The 22,399-nt window shown below is 46.6% G+C and carries 18 protein-coding genes and 1 tRNA gene; 18 read left to right on the forward strand and 1 reads right to left on the reverse strand.

The window, feature by feature from the left end; translation table 11 throughout:
• Window positions 1-143 precede the first annotated feature (143 nt).
• Window positions 144-217, reverse strand: a tRNA-Arg gene (locus AC6CIF_RS30980).
• 234 nt (window positions 218-451) lie between these two features.
• Between AC6CIF_RS30980 and AC6CIF_RS30985 the strand changes: the two genes are divergently transcribed.
• The 18 genes from AC6CIF_RS30985 to AC6CIF_RS31070 all read left to right on the forward strand — a co-directional run bounded on the left by AC6CIF_RS30985 (window position 452) and on the right by AC6CIF_RS31070 (window position 22,166).
• The gene (locus AC6CIF_RS30985) at window positions 452-1,387 is read left to right on the forward strand and encodes a hypothetical protein (RefSeq protein WP_174806500.1); all 936 of its coding nucleotides are present in this window, start codon (window positions 452-454) and stop codon (window positions 1,385-1,387) included.
• 138 nt (window positions 1,388-1,525) lie between these two features.
• A complete protein-coding gene (tig, locus tag AC6CIF_RS30990) occupies window positions 1,526-2,866 on the forward strand; it encodes a trigger factor (protein ID WP_237177848.1) in 1,341 nt (446 codons plus the stop codon).
• A 380-nt stretch (window positions 2,867-3,246) separates the two neighbouring features.
• Window positions 3,247-3,837, forward strand: coding sequence for an ATP-dependent Clp endopeptidase proteolytic subunit ClpP (gene clpP, locus AC6CIF_RS30995; protein WP_076216932.1), 591 nt, complete (start codon window positions 3,247-3,249; stop codon window positions 3,835-3,837).
• Window positions 3,838-3,849: 12 nt separating this feature from the next.
• Window positions 3,850-5,103, forward strand: coding sequence for an ATP-dependent protease ATP-binding subunit ClpX (gene clpX, locus AC6CIF_RS31000; protein ID WP_076216933.1), 1,254 nt, complete (start codon window positions 3,850-3,852; stop codon window positions 5,101-5,103).
• A 120-nt stretch (window positions 5,104-5,223) separates the two neighbouring features.
• A complete protein-coding gene (gene ispG, locus AC6CIF_RS31005) occupies window positions 5,224-6,321 on the forward strand; it encodes a flavodoxin-dependent (E)-4-hydroxy-3-methylbut-2-enyl-diphosphate synthase (protein WP_076216934.1) in 1,098 nt (365 codons plus the stop codon).
• A 167-nt stretch (window positions 6,322-6,488) separates the two neighbouring features.
• Window positions 6,489-8,243 (forward strand): ATP-dependent protease LonB, encoded by a 1,755-nt coding sequence (lonB, locus tag AC6CIF_RS31010; RefSeq protein ID WP_076216935.1) that lies wholly within the window; start codon window positions 6,489-6,491, stop codon window positions 8,241-8,243.
• Between the two features lie 86 nt (window positions 8,244-8,329).
• Entirely contained in the window at window positions 8,330-10,669 is a 2,340-nt protein-coding gene (gene lon, locus AC6CIF_RS31015) for an endopeptidase La (RefSeq protein WP_498202665.1), read from the forward strand.
• Window positions 10,670-10,825: 156 nt separating this feature from the next.
• Window positions 10,826-11,482, forward strand: coding sequence for a ribosome biogenesis GTP-binding protein YihA/YsxC (gene yihA / locus AC6CIF_RS31020; protein ID WP_221820869.1), 657 nt, complete (start codon window positions 10,826-10,828; stop codon window positions 11,480-11,482).
• A gap of 267 nt (window positions 11,483-11,749) precedes the next feature.
• On the forward strand, window positions 11,750-12,337 hold the full coding sequence (locus tag AC6CIF_RS31025; protein WP_076216938.1) for a non-ribosomal peptide synthetase module: 588 nt from the start codon (window positions 11,750-11,752) through the stop codon (window positions 12,335-12,337).
• Window positions 12,338-12,674: 337 nt separating this feature from the next.
• Entirely contained in the window at window positions 12,675-13,076 is a 402-nt protein-coding gene (speD, locus tag AC6CIF_RS31030; RefSeq protein ID WP_036673526.1) for an adenosylmethionine decarboxylase, read from the forward strand.
• A gap of 342 nt (window positions 13,077-13,418) precedes the next feature.
• Window positions 13,419-14,804, forward strand: coding sequence for a glutamyl-tRNA reductase (gene hemA, locus AC6CIF_RS31035; RefSeq protein WP_091011879.1), 1,386 nt, complete (start codon window positions 13,419-13,421; stop codon window positions 14,802-14,804).
• 14 nt (window positions 14,805-14,818) lie between these two features.
• Entirely contained in the window at window positions 14,819-15,646 is an 828-nt protein-coding gene (gene ccsA, locus AC6CIF_RS31040; RefSeq protein WP_372238424.1) for a cytochrome c biogenesis protein CcsA, read from the forward strand.
• Between the two features lie 5 nt (window positions 15,647-15,651).
• Complete coding sequence (locus tag AC6CIF_RS31045; protein ID WP_076216940.1) at window positions 15,652-16,302, forward strand: precorrin-2 dehydrogenase/sirohydrochlorin ferrochelatase family protein; 651 nt, start codon at window positions 15,652-15,654, stop codon at window positions 16,300-16,302.
• A gap of 2 nt (window positions 16,303-16,304) precedes the next feature.
• Window positions 16,305-17,261 carry a hydroxymethylbilane synthase gene (gene hemC, locus AC6CIF_RS31050; protein ID WP_498202666.1) on the forward strand — a complete coding sequence of 319 codons (957 nt, stop codon included), beginning with the start codon at window positions 16,305-16,307 and terminating at the stop codon, window positions 17,259-17,261.
• Between the two features lie 4 nt (window positions 17,262-17,265).
• On the forward strand, window positions 17,266-18,828 hold the full coding sequence (gene cobA / locus AC6CIF_RS31055; protein WP_498202667.1) for a uroporphyrinogen-III C-methyltransferase: 1,563 nt from the start codon (window positions 17,266-17,268) through the stop codon (window positions 18,826-18,828).
• Between the two features lie 100 nt (window positions 18,829-18,928).
• Entirely contained in the window at window positions 18,929-19,930 is a 1,002-nt protein-coding gene (hemB, locus tag AC6CIF_RS31060) for a porphobilinogen synthase (RefSeq protein ID WP_498202668.1), read from the forward strand.
• Window positions 19,931-19,956: 26 nt separating this feature from the next.
• Window positions 19,957-21,261, forward strand: coding sequence for a glutamate-1-semialdehyde 2,1-aminomutase (gene hemL / locus AC6CIF_RS31065; RefSeq protein WP_498202669.1), 1,305 nt, complete (start codon window positions 19,957-19,959; stop codon window positions 21,259-21,261).
• Window positions 21,258-22,166, forward strand: a complete 909-nt coding sequence (locus AC6CIF_RS31070; protein WP_498202670.1) for an RluA family pseudouridine synthase — start codon at window positions 21,258-21,260, stop codon at window positions 22,164-22,166. The genes hemL and AC6CIF_RS31070 overlap by 4 nt, the downstream gene beginning before the upstream one ends.
• Window positions 22,167-22,399: the final 233 nt, after the last annotated feature.

Genomic DNA, 22,399 nt, shown 5'->3' on the forward strand with positions numbered 1-22,399 from the left:
CTTTTTTTTACGTCCCAGGAGGGATACTCTCCTTGCAGTCAAGACTGCGAAGTAGTGCTAACGAAGCGAATGCTCCGACGAACCATTGGGGTTCTCATCCCCAGACGCAAAAAAAGCTTCCCGAGGGAAGCTTCTTTTTTTTACGTCCCAGGAGGGATTCGAACCCCCGACCGACGCCTTAGAAGGGCGTTGCTCTATCCAGCTGAGCTACTGAGACATGAATTTTTTCAAGCAAAATTGATTTTATCATATGCATACAGGAATATCAAGTATTTTATTTTAAACTATTTTTCGTATATGATATTTGGCGGCAGTAACGTTTTTTTCATTATATTTAAGGTTATGTTAGAATATCAGGAGAACTCAAAAAAAATAGATCAACAATCGTTTTAATATATATCTATTTAGGTTGATTCCAACTGGAGATTCAGGATATAGAGGAGGTGCTCCCATTAAGGAATCCACGACCCCGGAAACCGAGCATAACAACAATATTGTGCTGTTTCCTAAGACGCTGGACTATTACCAGATTCAATTGACAGTTATGCTTGAAAATGAACGGTATGGTGAAGCGATGAAATTGCTTCACTTTTTGTTGCAATGTCAGGGACAGGAAGAGCGCCATTATGATGAATGGCGGGCTCTGCTCGAATGGCTTCAGGCTGCGTTTCCTCAATATGAAGAAACCTCGCCTGCCGTTCTTGAAGAACGAGAAGAGGAAGAAGAGATTAGTGAGGAAGACATGGCACGGCAGCATGCCCGAATGAAGCTTGAACAGGATGATGGTTATGCAGATAAGATGCTTCGCACAGTAATGGAGGAGCCGCTGTCTGAACAGACGATGCTGGCTTTGGAGCAGCTGGCCTATCTTGATCTACCGAAGATTGACGAGGCACTTACGAGTTGGTTAAAAGATAAGTCGCTTCACCCTCTGCTTCAATTTCGGGTGCTGCAAACCTTGCGTCGACGAGGTGTTCAAGGTATGATCCTGTTTACGAGAGGCGAAGAGCAGGTTGAAGTCGAGATCGACACCGTGCCTCTTAGACCAGAGGAATTCCCGCTCCAAATCGTCCAGATTCTGGAACGAGTGGCAGATCAGACGGAGGTTCATGAACCTACGCTCTTTTATTTTGCCCAGGAACTGTGGATACAATATGTCATGGCGGTGTATGGAACCCGTGATTATGTATCGATGCTGGAAGAAAATGATTCCATGACAGATATATGGGCAGCAGCTCTACATATGACCGTTGCAGACAGTCTGGGTGGCTCGCATGATGAGGAAAATACCCGTTCAATGTATGCTGTGACAGGGGCAATGCGCTTTCGGCTGGAGCAGGCTTATCGTTCCATGAAGCAGTTTGTATCTGCCGGATTGGATGGTTAATAGAGGCCGGAAACGTTTTCCTTAAACCGTATCAAGGGATTCCCCTTGAAAAAGAATCTAATCTTGTTTATACTAAAATGGTTATTTTGTACGTGATTGCCTACGTGAACATGTGAATTTTGGAGGGGAAAGTATACAATGAAAGCAACTTGGGAAAAGATAGAGAAGAACCTTGGGGTTCTTGAGGTTGAAGTGGATGCAGATCGTGTAACTGCAGCACTCGACAAAGCTTTTAATAAAGTGGTTAAACAAGCAAACGTACCTGGATTCCGTAAAGGTAAAGTACCACGTTCCATCTTCGAAGCACGTTTTGGTGTAGAGAGCCTTTATCAAGAAGCAATCGACATTTTGCTTCCTGAAGCCTATACAGAAGCAATCGACCAAACGGATATCTTCCCGGTTGATCGTCCTGACGTAGATGTTGAACAATTCGCTAAAGGACAAACTTTCAAGTTCAAAGCAAAAGTAACTGTGAAACCTGAAGTTACTCTTGGTGAGTACAAAGGAATCGAAGTTGCTGTAGCAAAAGGTGAAGTAACTGAAGCAGAAGTGACTGAAGAACTTGAGCGTCTTCAACAACGTCACGCTGAACTCGTTGTAATCGACGAAGGTTCCGCTGCTAACGGCGACGTTGCAGTAATCGACTTCGACGGTTCCGTTGATGGTGTACCTTTCGAAGGTGGACAAGCAGAGCGTTATTCCCTGGAACTGGGTTCCAACACATTCATTCCTGGATTTGAAGAACAAGTTGTGGGTCTGTCCACTGGTGACTTCAAAGACGTAGAAGTGACTTTCCCAGAGAGCTACCATGCAGCAGAACTTGCTGGCAAACAAGCGGTATTCAAAGTGAAAATTCACGAAATCAAACGCAAACAGCTTCCTGCATTGGATGATGAGTTTGCTAAAGATGTTAGCGAATTCGACACACTTGAAGAGTACAAAGCTGACCTTAAAACACAATTGGAATCCCGTAAAGCTGACGAAGCCAAAGCTGCACAAGAAAATGCAGTTGTAGAAAAAGTTGCTGAGAACGCTGAAGTGGACATTCCTGCTGCAATGGTTGAGAGCGAAGTACAAAACATGATGCGTGATTTCGATAACCGTTTGCGTAACCAAGGTATGAACCTTGAAATGTTCCTGAGCTTCTCTGGCCAGACTCAAGCTGACCTGAGAGGACAAATGCAAGAAGATGCTTCCAAACGTGTTCGCAACAACCTGGTGCTTGAAGCTGTAGGTAAAGCGGAAAACATTGAAGTATCTGACGAAGAAGTGAATCAAGAACTCGAGAAAATGGCTGAATCTTACAAGCGTCCTGCTGATGAGATCCGTGGCATCCTCGAAGGTAATGGTTCCCTGGACAGCCTTCGCGATGAAGTTAAGCTGCGTAAAACGATTGACGTTCTTGTTGAGAACAGCACAGTTGTTGAACCGGTTGAAGCTCCAGCTGAAGAAGTTGTTGCAGAAGCTGACGAAAAATAAGACAAGCTATTATCAACTTGTCAGTTGAATAAACGATAAGGCACGTGAATTATTGCGTGCCTTATTTTTAAATTATGACATCCATTTTATAGAAAATGAAGTAATTATATGGATGAACACTAATTTTATTGATCCCTGTACACTTTTTACATACCTATGTACTTCATGCAAATAAAAAAAAGGCAATACGGCATAGGATGGCTTCAATTTGCACATACATAGAAAACATGGTTAAATATGATCAGGCTAAAAAAGTAAACAAACGGATGTCTGACTCCTCTTGTGAAAAATGACATTGTCACAGGAAAGTGTTAGAATGAATTTGGGTTTGCTTTACAGGTGGCCTATGTCTAATTACATGTAGAAAAGAGGTTGGTCTCATGAGTCTGGTGCCAATGGTTATAGAACAAACCAATCGAGGCGAGCGGTCTTACGATATATATTCACGTTTGCTGAAAGATCGCATTATCTTTCTAACCAGTGCGATTGATGACGATGTAGCCAATCTTGTCATAGCACAGCTTTTGTTTTTGGCAGCCGACGATCCTGAGAAGGATATCAGCTTGTACATTAACTCACCTGGTGGTTCTGTCACCGCAGGGATGGGTATATACGATACGATGCAATTTATCAAGCCGGATGTATCTACCATTTGCGTTGGGATGGCAGCAAGCATGGGCTCGTTATTGCTGACAGCCGGTGCACCTGGCAAGAGATATGCGCTGACAAATAGCGAAGTAATGATTCATCAGCCGCTTGGCGGCATTCAAGGACAGGCTGCGGATATTAAGATACACGCAGAATGGATTATTAAAACACGTCAGAAACTGAATCAAATATACGTCGATCGTACGGGTCAGTCTCTTGAGAAAATTGAGCGGGATACAGACCGTGACTTCTTCATGAGCGCTGAAGAGGCTAAGACGTACGGCATTATTGACCAGGTGCTCAGTAGACCGATCAATTCCTAAAGGGGTGGTTTCATGTTTAAATTTAACGATGAGAAAGGGCAACTGAAATGCTCTTTTTGCGGTAAATCTCAGGAGCAGGTGCGTAAGTTGGTCGCTGGACCAGGCGTGTACATTTGTGATGAATGTATCGAACTTTGCACCGAAATCGTTGAGGAAGAACTCGGTCATGATGAAGAAGTAGACCTCAAAGATATTCCAAAACCAAAAGAGATTCGTAATATCCTGGATCAATATGTTATTGGACAGGAGCAAGCGAAGAAGTCATTGTCTGTTGCGGTGTACAATCACTACAAACGGATCAACACTCAAAGCAAGATTGAAGATGTTGAACTGTCGAAGAGTAACATTTTGCTGTTAGGACCTACGGGTTCTGGTAAAACGTTGCTTGCGCAAACGATGGCAAAAATTTTGAATGTTCCTTTTGCTATTGCGGATGCTACGTCATTAACAGAAGCGGGTTATGTAGGTGAGGATGTAGAGAACATCCTGCTCAAACTGATTCAAGCTGCTGATTATGATGTGGAAAAAGCAGAGCGTGGCATTATTTATATCGATGAGATTGATAAAGTAGCGCGTAAATCCGAAAACCCATCCATTACTCGTGATGTATCGGGCGAAGGTGTGCAACAGGCTCTCTTGAAAATTCTTGAAGGAACTGTGGCTTCTGTACCACCACAAGGTGGTCGCAAACACCCTCATCAAGAATTCATTCAGATCGATACAACAAACATCCTGTTCATTTGCGGCGGTGCCTTTGATGGTCTGGAGCAAATGATCAAACGCCGGATCGGTAAAAAAGTCATTGGCTTTAATACCGTTTCTGAGCAAAAAGATCTGAAACCAGGTGAATACCTGGGTATGGTATTGCCGGAAGATTTGCTGAAATTTGGTCTGATTCCGGAATTTGTAGGCCGTCTGCCAGTCATCTCCACTTTGGAGCCACTGGATGAAGATACGCTGGTACGGATTCTTTCCGAACCAAAAAACGCGCTTACCAAACAGTACCAAAAACTGCTTGAGCTGGACAATGTGAATCTGGTATTTGAACCAGCTGCATTGCTCGCGATTGCAAAAGAAGCAATTAAACGTAACACAGGTGCACGTGGATTACGTGCCATCATTGAAGGTATCATGCTTGAAATCATGTATGAAGTGCCTTCACGTGATGATGTTACGAACTGTGTCATTACCGAAGAAGTTGTTGAGAAAAGAGTCGTGCCTGAACTAAGCCAATCGAAGGACGATAAGCAGGAAGAGAGCGCCTAATCAAGGCCTGAATCCCGTTGAACTCTGAAATATAGACTTGTCAGTTCTCCACTTTGGCAGAAGGCGAATTCATGTCTCTGTCAGGGTGGAGCTTTGACGTTGTGGGGAGAGAAATCACTCATGTATTTAAGACAGGATACACGTCCCGTGAAAGTGGGAAACGTAACGATCGGTGGCAGTAACGAAGTCATTATCCAAAGTATGTGTACAACCAAAACGGCAGACGTTGAAGCAACGGTTGCAGAGATTCTGCGACTGGAAGAAGCGGGTTGCCAAGTGGTACGTGTAACGGTTAATAATGAGGAAGCTGCCGCAGCCATCAAGGAAATCAAAAAACGCATTCATATACCGCTCGTAGCGGACATTCATTTCAACTATAAGCTGGCTTTGCTTGCGATTGAGAACGGCATCGATAAAGTTCGGATTAATCCAGGTAACATCGGTAAACGTGCGAAAGTGGAAGAAGTGGTTAAGGCTTGTAAAGACCGCGGCATTCCGATTAGGATTGGAGTAAATGCGGGTTCTTTGGAAAACCATCTCCTTGAGAAGTATGGGTATCCTACGGCAGATGCTATGGTAGAAAGTGCATTGTATCACATTGGTATTTTGGAAGAGCTTGATTTCCATGATATCATCGTGTCACTCAAAGCATCGGATGTGCCGATGGCGATTGAAGCTTATACCAAAGCAGCTCAAATCATTCCGTATCCGTTGCATCTCGGGATTACCGAAGCAGGTACACTGTTCTCCGGTACGATCAAAAGCTCCGCAGGTATGGGAGCCTTATTGTCCATGGGTATTGGTTCAACGATGCGGATCTCACTGAGTGCGGACCCGGTAGAAGAAATCAAGGTCGCTCGTGATCTGCTCAAAACATTTGGACTCATTACAAATGCAGCTACATTGATCTCCTGCCCAACGTGTGGACGATTGGATATCGACCTGTTCTCCATTGCCAACGAAGTGGAAGAGTATATCTCCAAACTGAAGGTGCCGATTAAAGTATCGGTGTTGGGTTGTGCGGTTAATGGTCCAGGTGAGGCCAAAGAAGCGGATATCGGGATTGCCGGTGCTCGTGGAGAAGGTCTCTTGTTCCGTCACGGCAAGATGATTCGTAAAGTGCCTGAAGAAATCATGGTTGAGGAATTAAAAAAAGAGATCGACAAAATCGTCGAAGCCTACGAAGAGACAGGTGTTATTCCTGGTCGTTCGCACTGATTGATTCATATCTTGTTACAGCAAAAGCTCGCCAGCGATGGCGGGCTTTTTATTTTCTCGCATACAAATTTCGCATCGCCCGTTTACGTCGCGTTGAAAAGGCTATACTACCAAGTATTAGCATGATCTCATATGAGAATAGCGACAAAATAGGAGGATGTGAAGACATGGAATTTGGTATGGTCATCATGTTGATTCAGTTATTTTTTGGAGTGGTGATTGGTTTGTATTTCTGGAACCTGCTGCGTGGCCAGAAAACGAACCGCAGTGCCGTTGAGCGAGAATCTCGCAAGGAACTGGAGAAGCTGCGTAAGTTGCGTTCAATCTCACTCACCAAGCCGTTGTCGGAGAAGACGCGTCCAGCTACCATTAACGATATTGTTGGGCAAAAAGACGGGCTGCGTGCCCTTAAAGCTGCTTTGTGCAGTGCTAATCCGCAACATGTTATCATTTATGGCCCACCCGGAGTCGGGAAGACAGCTGCCGCAAGGGTTGTGTTGGAAGAGGCCAAGAAGAATCCAACATCGCCTTTCAAGCCAGACGCCAAATTCACGGAGCTGGATGCAACAACAGCCCGTTTTGATGAACGTGGTATTGCGGACCCCTTAATTGGTTCGGTTCATGATCCGATATATCAGGGAGCAGGAGCCATGGGCGTTGCAGGTATTCCCCAACCGAAACCGGGTGCTGTCACGAAAGCGCATGGGGGAATGCTTTTTATTGATGAGATTGGTGAATTACATTCGATTCAGATGAATAAGCTGTTGAAAGTGTTGGAGGATCGCAAGGTGTTTTTGGAGAGTGCGTACTATAACTCGGAAGACACGCATACTCCTGCTTATATCCACGATATTTTTCAAAATGGCCTGCCGGCCGATTTCCGCCTTGTTGGAGCAACGACTCGTTCGCCTCATGAACTGCCACCAGCTTTGCGTTCACGCTGCATGGAAGTTTATTTCCGTCCTTTGTTGCCTGAGGAGATTGGGCGAATTGCAGAGGATGCTGTTCAGAAAATAGGGTTCAGTCCATGTCCGGATGCCGTTGATGTGGTCAAGCGATATGCAACCAATGGACGCGAAGCGGTTAATATCATCCAGCTGGCTGCTGGGCTTGCGCTGACAGAGAAGCGTGAGACGCTTCAGGCGTCTGATGTGGAGTGGGTGGCGGGTAGCAGCCAGATTCAGCCACGGCCTGATCGGAAGGTCCCTACACACCCGCAGGTGGGGTTTGTTAACGGCTTGGCGGTATACGGACCGAATATGGGAACCATTTTGGAGATCGAAGTGTCTGCTGTTCCGGCTCTTAAAGATCAAGGCCGAATCAATATTACAGGCGTTGTGGATGAAGAAGAGATTGGAGGCGGTTCGCGTACACTCCGGCGAAAAAGTATGGCCAAAGGCTCGGTTGAAAATGTGTTAACCGTATTAAAAGCCATGGGTATTCGTCCGAATGATTACGATTTACACGTGAATTTCCCAGGGGGGACACCTATTGATGGTCCATCTGCCGGGATTGCCATGGCGACTGCCATTACATCAGCGATTCAGGGACGCCCTGTGGATCATGAGACAGCGATGACTGGCGAGATCAGTATTCATGGTCGGGTTAAGCCTATTGGTGGCGTGCTGGCCAAGGTGGAGGCTGCCTTTCAGGCAGGAGCGAAGACCGTTATTATTCCCGCGGAGAACTGGCAGTCCATTTTTGAGAATCTGGATGGCTTGCGCGTTATCCCGGTAGATACCGTAGAGGACGTATTCCGTGAAGTGTTCGCCTGGGTCCCGGAATCACAACAGATGGAACAAACGAAGCTTGCAGAGGAGACAGTTGCACCTGCACCGGAGATTTTTCCACCGGCATCCGCTTCCTATTTGCGTGCGGACGTGCCTCGTCCAGGACAGGTTACAGATTCGGGAAGCTGCTAAGCGCTTCCCTTCATTGGTTTTTTATGTGAACATTTGATAGAATAATGAATGACTACAACCTGAGAGCCATTGGAGGTGCGAAAGCGATGGGACCGAGCAAAGCGAAAGGTCGTCGTTTTCCTTTACTGCCTTTAAGAGGACTTCTCGTCTACCCGAGTATGGTACTGCATCTCGATGTGGGCCGGGAGAAATCGGTCAAGGCTTTAGAAAAAGCGATGGTAGAAGAACATCTGATTCTCCTATGTTCCCAAGCCGAAGTAAATATTGAAGAACCAACACAAGAGGACATTTTCAGAATCGGAACCGTGGCCAAGGTCAGACAGATGCTGAAGCTTCCAAACGGTACGATTCGTGTACTCGTAGAAGGCATGGAACGGGCTGAAATTATTGAATATACGGACAACGAGGAATATTATGAAGTACTGGCTAAAGAGCTGCCTGAAGAGGAGAATACCCATCCGGAGACGGATGCCTTGATGCGTACCGTTCTGAACCAGTTCGAGAATTATATTAATCTGTCCAAAAAAGTGACACCAGAGACACTCGCAGCGGTGTCTGACATCGAAGAACCAGGGCGTCTGGCCGATGTCATCACGAGTCACCTGTCCTTGAAGATCAAGGATAAACAGGAAATTCTGGAGACCATCGACGTTCGGGAACGTCTGGAGAAATTGCTGGATATCCTGAACAATGAGCGCGAAGTGCTGGAGCTTGAACGCAAGATCAGCCAACGTGTGAAGAAACAGATGGAGAAAACGCAGAAGGAATATTATTTGCGCGAGCAGATGAAAGCGATCCAGAAAGAACTGGGTGAAAAAGAAGGCCGTGCGGGTGAGGTTGAGGAACTTCGCACACAGATGGAAGAACTCGGCTTGCCGGACAAGGTGAAAGAAAAGGTCGAGAAAGAAATTGATCGACTGGAGAAAATGCCTGCAAGTTCAGCTGAGGGCGGAGTCATTCGCAACTACGTGGATTGGCTGCTTGGCCTTCCTTGGAGTCAGATGACAGCGGATGATCTGGATATCCAAAAAGCCGAAGATGTGCTGAATGCAGATCATTACGGATTGGAAAAGCCCAAAGAGCGTGTGCTTGAATATCTGGCTGTCCAGAAGCTCGTCAAGAAGCTCAAAGGACCAATTCTCTGTCTGGTCGGACCTCCAGGGGTCGGTAAAACATCACTTGCTCGTTCGATCGCGAGATCGCTAGGTCGGGAGTTTGTAAGAATATCTCTTGGCGGCGTGCGGGATGAAGCCGAGATTCGTGGTCACCGACGCACCTATGTAGGCGCGATGCCTGGGCGTATCATCCAGGGGATGAAAACGGCAGGGTCACTTAATCCGGTATTCCTGCTGGACGAGATTGATAAGATGGCTTCAGACTTCCGCGGAGATCCTTCCGCAGCGTTACTTGAGGTACTTGATCCGGAACAGAATAATACGTTTAGTGATCATTTTGTAGAATTGCCGTTTGACTTATCCAACGTTATGTTTATAACAACTGCCAACACGGTACACAATATTCCGCGTCCATTGCTGGATCGGATGGAAATGCTCAACATCCCTGGTTACACGGAGCTGGAGAAGCTGCAAATTGCGAAAAACTATTTGTTGCCCAAACAGAAGCAGGACCATGGTCTGGAAGAAGAGCAATTGGAAATCCCGGATGACGCGTTGTTGCGTGTAATTCGTGAATATACACGGGAGTCAGGTGTGCGTAATCTGGAACAGCAGATGGCTTCGTTGTGCCGGAAAGCTGCCAAGAACGTCGTATCTGGCGTGGAAGGTCAGATTAACATCTCATCCGATGAGATCAAAGACTACCTTGGACCTGGCAAGTTCCGTTATGGTATGGCCGAACTGGAAGATCAGATTGGTACCGTAACGGGTCTGGCGTGGACTGAAGTGGGTGGAGATACCCTTATCATTGAAGTGACTGTTGTGCCTGGAACAGGTAAATTGACTCTCACAGGTAAACTGGGGGATGTCATGAAGGAATCGGCACAAGCCGCATTCAGTTATACCCGCTCCAAAGCTACACAGCTTGGAATTTCGCCTGACTTCCATGAGAAAAACGATATCCATATCCACGTTCCGGAAGGAGCGATTCCGAAGGATGGTCCATCTGCCGGGATTACGATGGCAACAGCGTTAATCTCAGCCTTGACAAACAAACATGTGTCCAAGGATATCGCCATGACTGGTGAAATAACACTGCGTGGACGTGTACTGCCGATTGGTGGTCTGAAAGAGAAATCACTGGCAGCCCATCGTGCCGGTTATAAAAAAATATTATTGCCTAAGGATAACGAGCGGGACCTGCGTGACATTCCAGACAGCATCAAGGAAGATGTGGAGTTTGTACCTGTAGCCCATATGGATCAGGTATTGCAGCATGCACTTGTGGAGCAGACAGGAATTCACCTGTAATCCACGTATCCGAAAGGTTCGTATGAAGATTAGACCGTTCTGCGGAGGCTTCGGCGTCCGCTGGAACGGTTTTTTTGGTATGATAGAACAATCCATGGCATAATACCTTCAACAGGTGATGCATAGCACAGGTTTTCAAGAGAGGAAAGATACAATATGAAAGTAAATCAATCTGAATTTATTATCAGTGCCGTTCGGCCTGAACAATACCCCGATGACGGTTTGCCCGAGATTGCTTTGGCGGGACGCTCCAATGTGGGGAAATCTTCCCTGATCAACCGTTTGATCAATCGTAAAAATTTGGCTCGGACGAGCTCAACACCGGGTAAGACACAGCAACTCAACTATTATAAAATTAATCAGGATCTCTACTTCGTCGATTTTCCGGGATATGGCTACGCTAAAGTTTCCAAAGAGCAACGCTTTGCCTGGGGTAAAATGATGGAGAAATACTTGTTGGGACGCGAAGAATTGAAACTGGTTATGCAGATGGTGGATATGAGACATGAACCGTCCAAAGAGGACAAGATGATGAACGAATGGCTTCGTCATAATGGACTGCCTTTGGTTGTTGTAGCAACCAAGATGGACAAGATTCCAAAAACACGCAGAGCCAAATATATCAAAGTCATTAAGGAATCACTGGGTCTTCGTTCAGGGGATTTGTTTGTGCCGTTTTCATCCGAAGAGGGATTGGGGAAAGAAGAGTTATGGGACATCATTACCCGCCATGCCCGCATAGATAAGTATGCACCAGTGCTGGATGCAGAGGGTGCTTCTGATGAGGAAGAAACCAACGGAATTAACGGATAACCGAGATAGTATACCGTTTTAGTGCAGGAAAGTGAGCATGCTAAGTGAATCTTTGATGAGATCCAGATTAATCCGGTTTTTTATGGGATTTCGTGAGAATTCATCATCTGGATCTGGAGAAATATAACGTTAGGATAGTGTATAATGAGCATAGGTGCATATTGCCAACAGTACCAAACATACCGGCTTAGCCGGCCTGAAGAATTTTGAGATGACTGCTACATGTGCAGGAAGACAAAACAATCGGGAAAGAATTGAGGGATTTGTATGGCTCAGCGGTTAGCCACAGAGTATGTTAAGGCCACTATGAAATTGTCAGAACCCCAGATGCATCAGTTTTTGCGCATGACAGAAGACGGCAGGCTTCATCATCGGGTTAAGGTGTTGGACAATGGTTGTCAGGAGGTCGTGCTGGGGGATGTAAGTGGAGAAGAAGTGCATTTCCCTTTTGACCGCATAGAAGGGTTCTATATCTGTGAGTTATCTTGCCGCCTGGTGAATCTGCATCTGACCAACGTTGTCCGGAAGCTCTTTGTGACTTTTAAGGGTGACGGGGTCGTTCATCGGATCTATAAAGGGTTCACCATGACGTATGTTTATGCTCAAGGCACTGTCCACAAAATTGTGGAGAAGACCGGGGAGAACACCCGAGTGATCTATGAATACAAAAATACGTTGCTTGAATTGCAACATCTGTTCCAGGCCAGAGATGTAGAACGCGAAATCAACCGTGTGTATGCCGAGATCGATTCACTGCTGGACACTAGAAAAGATGCGACTGCTGATCAGCTCCATCAGATTGATGAGACCCTTGCTCGTCATCAAAAACGGTTGTTTGAGCTTGAAGCCTATTAGCTTAAAATTGTATGTTTATAAACGTATGTGTATATAATGAATTCCCTTGTATCTTCCGGGCAGTGGCACTCGCCAATGTGGAGGTTTCAGGGGGATTTTTTGATGTGAGATCAAATATTCCGAATTGAACATATTTATTTTACAATCTTCTGGAAAAGGGTTGATTTCACTCTGATTCAATGTTATTTTTAATCTCGTTGAAAACAATATAGGAACCAGGATTCACTCAGGACATTATATGTTGCGAGAGATTTTTCCCTCGGGAAGTGAATGACGTAGGTCCTAGCGGATGAAATTTTTTCAAACATTTTATTCCTAGGAAGGGGGGAACCGAAGGATGGAATATTCAACTTTCGGAAGACACGTTGCTGTTGATACTTGGGGTGTCGACTTTAATCTACTGAACAATGCAGAGTATCTGGAAGCCCAAATGGTTGAAGCAGCGGAGGCATGTGGCGCGACAGTGATGTCCGTACAGTCCAAGCAGTTTGATCCACAGGGAGCGACCGTACTTGTACTATTGTCTGAGAGCCATCTCTCCATTCATACGTATCCTGAGAGAGGTTTTGCAGCGATTGATTGTTACACTTGTGGGGAGACTGTAGACCCACAGCTTGCTATTGACTACCTGGTATCCGTATTAAAGCCTGAAAAAACGTATGCAAAGAAGTTGGTACGTGGTTTGGGCGAATTGCAAGTTGAAACACCAGACATGAACAACCAGACGGAACGGGTTTAATTAAAAAGTATATTGCATACACAATGTTCACATATCGGGATGGACACGTAACCTCCCAAACTCTAATAGTCATGGAATAATTCCATGGCTATTTGTTTTAATATGCGTATCGTTATGAATATTCATAATCGACACTTTTTAACGCATAACGGTGAAGTTTGGTGAGACACTACAATAAATGACAGTGCATATGATGATGAACATGGTGATTTCATAAACATTTCATAAAAATGACCCGGTCACGGCTATGATGTGTGATATAATTAACCTTGTCAATCATAAATGGATAGACATATGCAGTAAGCACTTTGATTGGAAATTTATTAGGCAGGTGAACTTGCAATGCACATCGTTGTCGTTGGTTTGAATTATCGCACGGCGCCTGTAGAGGTTAGGGAACGATTCACATTTGCAGAAAAGGATTTGTCTGAAGCGCTGCAGCAGCTCAAGCTGACCAAGAGTGTATTGGAAGGTGTAATCGTAGCCACATGTAACCGTACCGAGTTGTATGTTGTGGTGGACCGTCTTCACATGTGTGGTTATTTTATTCGAACATTCATGGAACAATGGTTTAACGTACCACGGGAAGAATTTACGCAACACTTATATATATATGAAGATGATCAAGCCATGCGCCATTTGTTCCGCGTCATCTGCGGACTAGATTCTATGGTCATTGGTGAGACTCAGATTCTTGGACAGGTGAAACAGGCTTTTCTTAAAGCGCAGGAAGAAAAATCAACAGGTACCTGGTTTAATATGCTGTTCAAACAGGCTGTTACGCTGGGCAAACGGGCACATTCGGAGACTTCCATCGGGGAGAGCGCCGTATCTGTCAGTTATGCTGCTGTTGAACTCGGTAAGAGGATTTTTGGCATGTTCACAGACAAGAAGGTGCTCATTTTGGGTGCCGGCAAGATGAGTGAACTAACCGTGAAACATCTCTATGCCAACGGGGCATCCGAGGTCATCGTGGCGAATCGCACGCTCGCAAGAGCTGAAGAATTGGCAGCCAAGTTCCGGGGGACACCTTGTACGATGGAACAGGCACTAGATCGACTTAATGAAGTTGATATTGTGATTAGTTCCACTGGAGCTGAACGTTATGTCATGGATGCAGCAGTGGTACGAGAGAGCATGAAGCGTCGTCAATCTCGTCCATTGTTCCTGATTGATATTGCGGTTCCACGCGATATTGATCCGGCGATTGGTGAATTATCCAACGTATTTCTCTATGACATTGATGATCTGGAAGGAATCGTGGAGAGCAACCTCGAGATGCGTAAGGTGGAAGCTGCCAAAATTGAGAGAATGATTGAGCTTGAGATGGAGGATTATTACCATTGGCTCAAAACGTTGGGTGTTCGTCCCGTTATTCGCGCTTTGCAGGAAAAAGGTGTCTCCATTCATGAAGAAACGATGGATAGCCTGTTTAATAAACTGCCTGAGCTCGATGAACATCAACGTAAAGTCATTCGTCGTTTGACCAAGAGTATTGTGAACCAAATGACGACAGATCCGATTAATCGGATTAAGGAAATGGCAGGCACGAAGCAAGGTGATGAAGCTCTGCGCATGTTTACTCAGATTTTCGCTCTGGAAGATTCAGTAGAGATGGCGGCTGAAAAAGTGAGTCAGAGTGATGCCACAGCTCTGGCGAAGCCAGCCGCTCACCTTAACGAAAACCGGCAAGACCCCGTGCCGGCTTATGCTCCGGCAGGCGTATAAGGCGGGTGGGCAGCTTGACCCTTGCTGAACAAGTTTATGAAGCTCTAATCTATATGTATGCCCTGAGCCTACTGTTCTATTTCTCGGACTGCATTCGACGCAATGCGGGGGCGAAGCGGACAGGCACAGGGTTTCTTGTCGTTGTTTGGGGACTGCAGGTAACGCATGTCATATTGCGCATGTGGACTGAAGGCCATTTCCCCATCTATACCACCTTTGATTTTTTGTTTATATTCTCATTCAGTATTGTGCTGATGTCTCTTGTCATGACTCGCATCCAGCGTTCCGAATTTGTCATTTTGTTGCTGAATGTTGTAGGTTTTTCCGTTACGGTATTAAACCGACTGTGGTTTACGGCCGGAGAGATATCACTGCATAACTGGCAAACGGTACATGGATTACTCATTATGCATATTACCTTGGCGAATCTTGGTTTTGCGGCGTTAACCGTTGCTACGGTATTTGCCATGTTATATCTGTTCCTGCACCGTAAGTTGAAGAAAAAAAAGTGGAATGAAACGATGCGACGGATGCCAAGCCTGGAAGTGATCGGCAAATACATGGATGGTGCTAATTTCATAGGTACACCGCTCCTTGGCGTTTCTGTGATGCTTGCCGTATTATCCATTGTGGCGGAAAGACGCTGGATTCTACTCTTGGATCTCAAAGTTATTGCGACAGGTCTTGCTATAGCCATCTATGTGGGTTATTTCGTATCCAAGAGAAGGAAACAGTTCTCTACAATTATCATGGCAAGATGGACACTGATCGGGTACGGATTTGTCATTATAAGTTTTTTATCCAATGCGTATTCAGCGTTTCATCGTTGGACGGGAGAGTGAAGGGGATGGACCGTTACACGCCGATATTTGTGAATACTTCAGGCAAGAAGTGCTGCGTGGTTGGTGGTGGACGTGTTGCCGAACGTAAAATTAAGGGATTACTGCATGCTGAGGCACAGATTACGGTCATTAGTCCTGAGCTTACTCCCATATTAAAACAACTGCATCATGAATCCCGAATTCAATGGATAGACCGGTCCTACCGCAATGGAGATTTGCGGGGGGCCTTTCTCGTATATGCAGCGACTGACCATTCAGAGGTCAATTCAACTGTGGTTCGGGATGCGGAGGCTGCGGGCATATTGGTGAATAACGCAATGTCTTCGGAGCACAGCAGCTTTATTACGCCAAGCGTGGTCAGGCGTGGGAGATTAAGCATAGCGATATCCACAGCAGGAGCGGGACCGGCAGCAGCTGCTGAGATACGTGCCACACTCGAACGACAGTTCGGTGATGAGTATGAAACGTATCTGGAGTTTTTGCACCAGATGAGGACTGAGGTGAAGTCACGCGTATCTTCTTCAAGTCTCAGAAGTACGTTGCTTCGGCAATTAACTGAAATGCACATATTAGAAGATATTCGTACAGGCCATTTTCGGTGGTGGACCGAAGAAGAAATCGGGGACTGGATATCCCGTAATCAGGAGGAAGTGTAGATATGCGTACAATTAAAGTTGGAAGTAGACAGAGCGCGCTTGCGCTAACCCAGACAGGTCATGTCATTCAGGATTTACGCGATATTTGTGAGCGGGAAGGATTAGCTTTTGACTTTGAAGTACATAAGATTGTTACCAAGGGAGATCTCATTCTGGATGTAACGTTGTCAAAAGTGGGAGGCAAAGGTTTGTTTGTCAAAGAGATTGAACAGGCGATGATTGATCGTACGATTGATATGGCTGTTCATAGTATGAAAGATATGCCTTCCGATTTACCCGAAGGATTAACGAATGGGGCTATACCTCGTCGTGCAGATCCACGGGATGCGATGATCTCCAATGGTGGGCTTACTCTGGATCAACTGCCAGAAGGAGCTAGAGTCGGAACAAGCAGTCTGCGCCGGTCGAGTCAATTAAAGGCCTATCGTCCAGATTTGCAATTGGAATCGATTCGCGGCAATATTGATTCCCGTCTGCGGAAGCTGGAGACTGAAGGATTCGATGCGATTATTCTGGCAGCTGCAGGATTGTACCGTATGGGCTGGGAAGACCGGATCACAGAGTACCTGACGGAAACAGCTTGCCTTCCGGCAGTGGGTCAAGGCGCGCTTGGTATCGAATGTCGTGAAGACGATGAGGAACTGTTGCACTTGCTGCAGCTGTATAATGATCCCGAGACAGCATTTCCTGTACAGGCGGAACGCCGTTTTCTCAGTGTATTAAATGGGGGCTGTCAGGTTCCGATCGGTGCTCATGCGGTATGGGTGCCTCAGCAAGATACAGATTCCCTGAATGGTGAAAACACGTTACAATTAACAGGTATGGTCGGCACGCCGGATGGTGGACTGATTCTTAAGGAAGCTATGATCGGCAAGGACCCGGTTCGTCTGGGTGAAGAAGTGGCGTGGAGATTGATCGAACGGGGAGCAGAGCAGATACTGGCAGAAGTTAGGGGATGAAGACATGGTGGGAAAGGTCTTTTTGGTAGGGGCAGGTCCTGGGGATGCAAAGCTGATTACGGTAAAAGGGTGGGAATCCATCGGGAAAGCCGATGCTGTAGTCTATGATCGTTTGGCAAGTCCGAGATTGTTGAAACAAATGAAACCCGGCGCAGTCAAGATTTACGTGGGCAAGCGCCCGGATCGGCATACGATGAAACAGGAAGAGATCAATCAACTGTTGGTTGATCTGGCGCTTGAAGGCAAGGTTGTGGTTCGGCTTAAGGGCGGCGATCCAACTATCTTTGGACGTGTGGGCGAAGAGGCGGGTTTGCTACACAAAAACGGAATTCCGTTTGAGATTGTACCTGGGGTTACCGCTGCAATAAGTGTACCTGCGTATGCCGGAATTCCTGTGACTCACCGTGACTATGCATCTTCCATCTCTATTATTACGGGGCACGAGAGTCCGGACAAGCTTGATCGCAGTATCCATTGGGATAAAGTGACGAATGCAACGGGCACACTTGTATTTATGATGGGGGTTGCCAAAATTGGATATATCAGCGAACAATTGATTCGTCATGGTCGTCCAGCGCAAACACCAGTGGCTCTGATTCGTTGGGGAACACGAGCGGAACAGGATACCCTTACAGGTACCCTTGAAGATATAGAAGCGAAAGTGATCGCAGCCAATTTCCAACCACCAGCTGTTATTGTGGTGGGGGATGTCGTTAATCAAAGGGAACAATTGAAATGGGCAGAAGCGCTACCGCTGTTTGGCAAACGAATTTTGGTAACCCGTGCTCGCAGTCAGGCGAGTGAACTGGTGAATCGCATTGAGGAACTCGGCGGCGAACCGTATGAGTTTCCGGTCATTGAGACGGTCATGCCGTCCAGTGAATCTGCCAAGCAAAGTGTCAAAGACGCCTTCAGTGCTTTAGATACCTATGACTGGGTGTTTTTCACAAGTGTGAACGGCGTGGAGTTTTTCTTCCGCCATCTGGAACAGGAAGGCAAGGACATTCGCTCGATTCATCAAGCGAGAATTACTGCCGTAGGACCTTCCACAGCAGATGCTTTGCGTAAACATGGCATCGTTGCAGAGGTTGTCAAAGGTCCTTTCCAGGCCGAAGGCATGCTTGAAGCTTTTGAAAGTGAGCTGAAGGAAGGCCAGAGAGTATTGCTTCCGCACGGTGATCTTGCACGTACGTGGTTGCGTGACCAGTTGAGAGAACGAGGAATTCAGGTCACCGAAGCCATCACCTACGATACGATCCTCGCTGGTGAGGATGATGACGAACTACTCAAGCTGCTTGAAGAAGGTGGTATTCATGCGGTGACCTTTACAAGTTCATCGACGGTTACCAATTTCATGAGTATGTTGAAACGTATGGGGTTGCTAGATCCACTGCCGTTATTGAAAGATGTGGAGGTTGCATGTATCGGGCCTGTTACAGCGAAGACGGCAGAAGCGGCTGGACTGAAGGTTACACTGATGGCAGAGGAAGCAACGATGGATAGCTTGATCACAGTGCTATGCGACTGGAAACGGACAGGCACCAAAGAAGGCGCTCTTCGAAATTAATACACATGTAATCATGTCAACATATGAAGCGTGCTGAATTCGATAGGATACCAGCGCGCTTCCCTTTTTGCTCTATTTAATTTTCAAGGAGGTTACACATATGAGTTTTCCAATTGTACGGCATCGCCGTTTACGCCAATCCACAGGTATTCGCAATATGGTCAGAGAGACCCATCTAACCGTGGATGACTTTATTCAACCGATCTATGTGACTTATGGACATAATGTAAAATCCGAAATCAAATCCATGCCTGGCGTGTTCCGCTTCTCGTTGGATCGTCTTCAAGAGGAAGTAACGGAAATTGCTGAGTTGGGGATTCCAGCCGTACTATTATTCGGTATCCCGGAGACCAAGGACAGTGTAGGTTCATCTGGTTTTGCTGAAGATGGCATTGTGCAGGAAGCAACGAGATTGATCAAATCCTGGTACCCAGAACTGCTGGTTGTTGCGGATACTTGTCTGTGTGAATTCACGGATCACGGTCACTGCGGTATGGTACACACCGTGGAGATTGACGGCCACATCTGCGGAGATGTGTTAAATGATGAATCACTTGATCTACTCGTGCAAACGGCAGTGTCTCAAGCCAAAGCAGGAGCGGATATTATTGCACCATCCAACATGATGGATGGATTTGTACAAGCGATCCGCGCGGGGCTGGATGAGAATGGATTCAGTCATATTCCGATTATGTCTTACTCTGTTAAATATGCATCCGCATTCTATGGTCCATTCCGTGAAGCTGCGGATTCCACACCACAATTCGGAGACCGCAAGTCATATCAGATGGACCCGGCGAACGCACGTGAAGCCTTGCGTGAAGCAGAGACGGATGTGCTCGAAGGAGCGGACATGTTGATGGTAAAACCATCCCTTTCCTATCTTGATGTCATGCGTACGATTAAGGATCAATTTGATCTTCCGCTTGTTGCCTATAATGTAAGTGGCGAGTATGCCATGGTGAAGGCGGCGGCGATTCAAGGCTGGATCGATGAGAAAAAAGTTGCCATGGAAATCCTGCTCAGCATGAAACGCGCAGGTGCAGATATGATCATTACCTACTACGGAAAAGACGCTTCACGCTGGTTGGCTGAGAAATAAAATACATTACATTAAGGAGGATATTCATGACTGCACAACAAGGTAATCGTCGCAATGATGAGCGCTCACGCAACGCGTTTGAGGAAGCGAAGCAGTACATACCCGGGGGTGTGAACAGCCCTGTACGCGCATTCAAATCGGTGGGACTTACTCCGATCTATGCAGAACGCGGCGAAGGGTCCAAAATCTACGATATTGATGGCAATGTTTTTATTGACTATGTGGGATCGTGGGGCCCACTCATTATGGGACATGCACACCCTGACGTTGTAGAAGCTTTGCGTGAGACAGCCCTCAAAGGAACAAGCTTTGGTGCGCCTACTTTGCTGGAGACCGAGATGGCAAAACTGGTCTGTGAGCGTGTACCTTCTATCGATATCGTGCGGATGGTTAATTCTGGCACGGAAGCAACCATGAGTGCCATTCGACTGGCACGCGGGGTAACCGGACGTAGTAAAATTCTGAAGTTTGAAGGATCATATCATGGACATGCGGACAGCTTGCTGATCAAGGCGGGTTCAGGTGTTGCAACACTGGGTCTGCCAGATAGTCCAGGCGTGCCTGAAGGCGTAGCTGTGAATACCATTACGGTGCCTTATAACGATCTGGAGTCCGTGAGACTTGCTTTTGAACGTTATGGTGAAGAACTGTCCGCTGTTATTGTGGAGCCTGTGGCAGGTAACATGGGGGTTGTTCCTCCGGCTTCCGGTTTCCTTGAAGGCCTGCGCAGTTTGACGACGCAATATGGTAGCCTGCTTATTTTTGACGAAGTCATGACCGGTTTCCGAGTCGGGTTGAACTGTGCTCAGGGACGGTATGGGGTTACACCTGACCTGACTTGTCTGGGTAAAGTTATCGGTGGCGGACTCCCCGTTGGTGCTTATGGCGGTCGTCGGGATCTGATGGAACAGATTGCTCCTACGGGACCGATCTATCAGGCAGGTACATTGAGCGGGAATCCGCTGGCTATGGCAGCAGGATATACCACGCTCAAATTGTTAACACCAGAGGTCTATGACCGTCTGGAGACATTGTCTGCACGTTTGCAAGCCGGATTCGAGAAAAATGCAGCTGAGACGGGTATTGCGATAACCATTAACCGTGTGGGTTCCATGGTTTGTCCATTCTTCAGTGCCGTTCCAGTAACCAATTATGATATTGCCAAAGAAAGCAATCTGGATCAATTCCGTCGTTATTTTGCGGCCATGATTGATCAAGGTGTGAGTGTTGCACCTTCGCAATACGAAGGCATGTTTGTCTCTGGTGTGCACACAGAGCAGGATATTGACGATACGATTGAGGCGAATCGTAAAGCTCTTCAATCGTTATGACCATCAAAAGTTGGAAACGCCGTGGGGAATGGCTTGAACTGATGCCAGGGAAAGCCGTAACAGGCAGTTCGGACAAATCGATGGCTGCAGAGCAATGGCTACTGTCTGAGCTTCAGTTTCCGGAGAAACTGCTTCGTCAGCTGAAAGCAAACCAAGGAATACAACTTGCAGGGGACCGGCTTCGGCTGGCCCTTTTTGCGTCCCAGCCAATCGAGGTTGAGCCACGCTGGGCTGATGTGGATGTATTGTATGAGGATGATTTCTGTCTGGTTATGCACAAACCGGCAGGCATGAAACTGCATCCAGATGGAAGCCGTGTTGATCAGGCCATCACGCTGGATCATGTGGTTGCCTCCTATTATGAAATGAACGGAATTCAGGCAAGCGTACGCCATGTTCATCGACTGGATGAGGATACAACCGGACCTGTTCTGTATGCCAAAAATGCTTTTGCCCTCGCCAAACTGGATGAAGCGATGCGTCGCAAAGAGATTGGCCGCCATTATGTAGCCATTGCAGGTGGACAAATCCCCCTTGAACTCCACAAAATTGATGCTCCGATTGGCAAGGACAGACATCACAAACAGCGCAGGCGTGTCTCCGAAGGTGGACAGGAAGCTGTTACTCATGTGGAGATCGTCGAAGTATGGGAACGAGCAACCCTTGTACGATTGAAGCTGGATACAGGACGTACACACCAAATTCGTGTACACCTGAGTTACGCTGGACACCCGCTTATTGGTGATACATTGTATGGAGGTAGAGCGGATGCCATTGGGCGACAAGCACTTCACGGAGAGATGCTTAAGTTTAGTCATCCTTTAACCGGAGCGATGATTGAAGTGAATGATCCTTGGCCATCCGATTTCACACAATTGGAAGAGCGAGAGCGTCAAAATTATTAATACATTATATAAGTTCGACTAACTATTTACACGAAAACAGAGAGGACAGAAACAACCAGAAGAAGCAAAGCGTTCGCCTAAAAGCTTTCTGAAAGAAAGCTGCTTCGGTTTTTTAAAAGGTGGCATGCTCCCCTCATTCAAGGCATATAGATGGGGTAACGAAGGATTTGGACCATGGATCAGTCCCATGAGAAGGATCATGGTGAACATATGCCGAAAGGAGGACGCCACCT

This window comes from Paenibacillus sp. GQ49 (assembly GCF_059759055.1).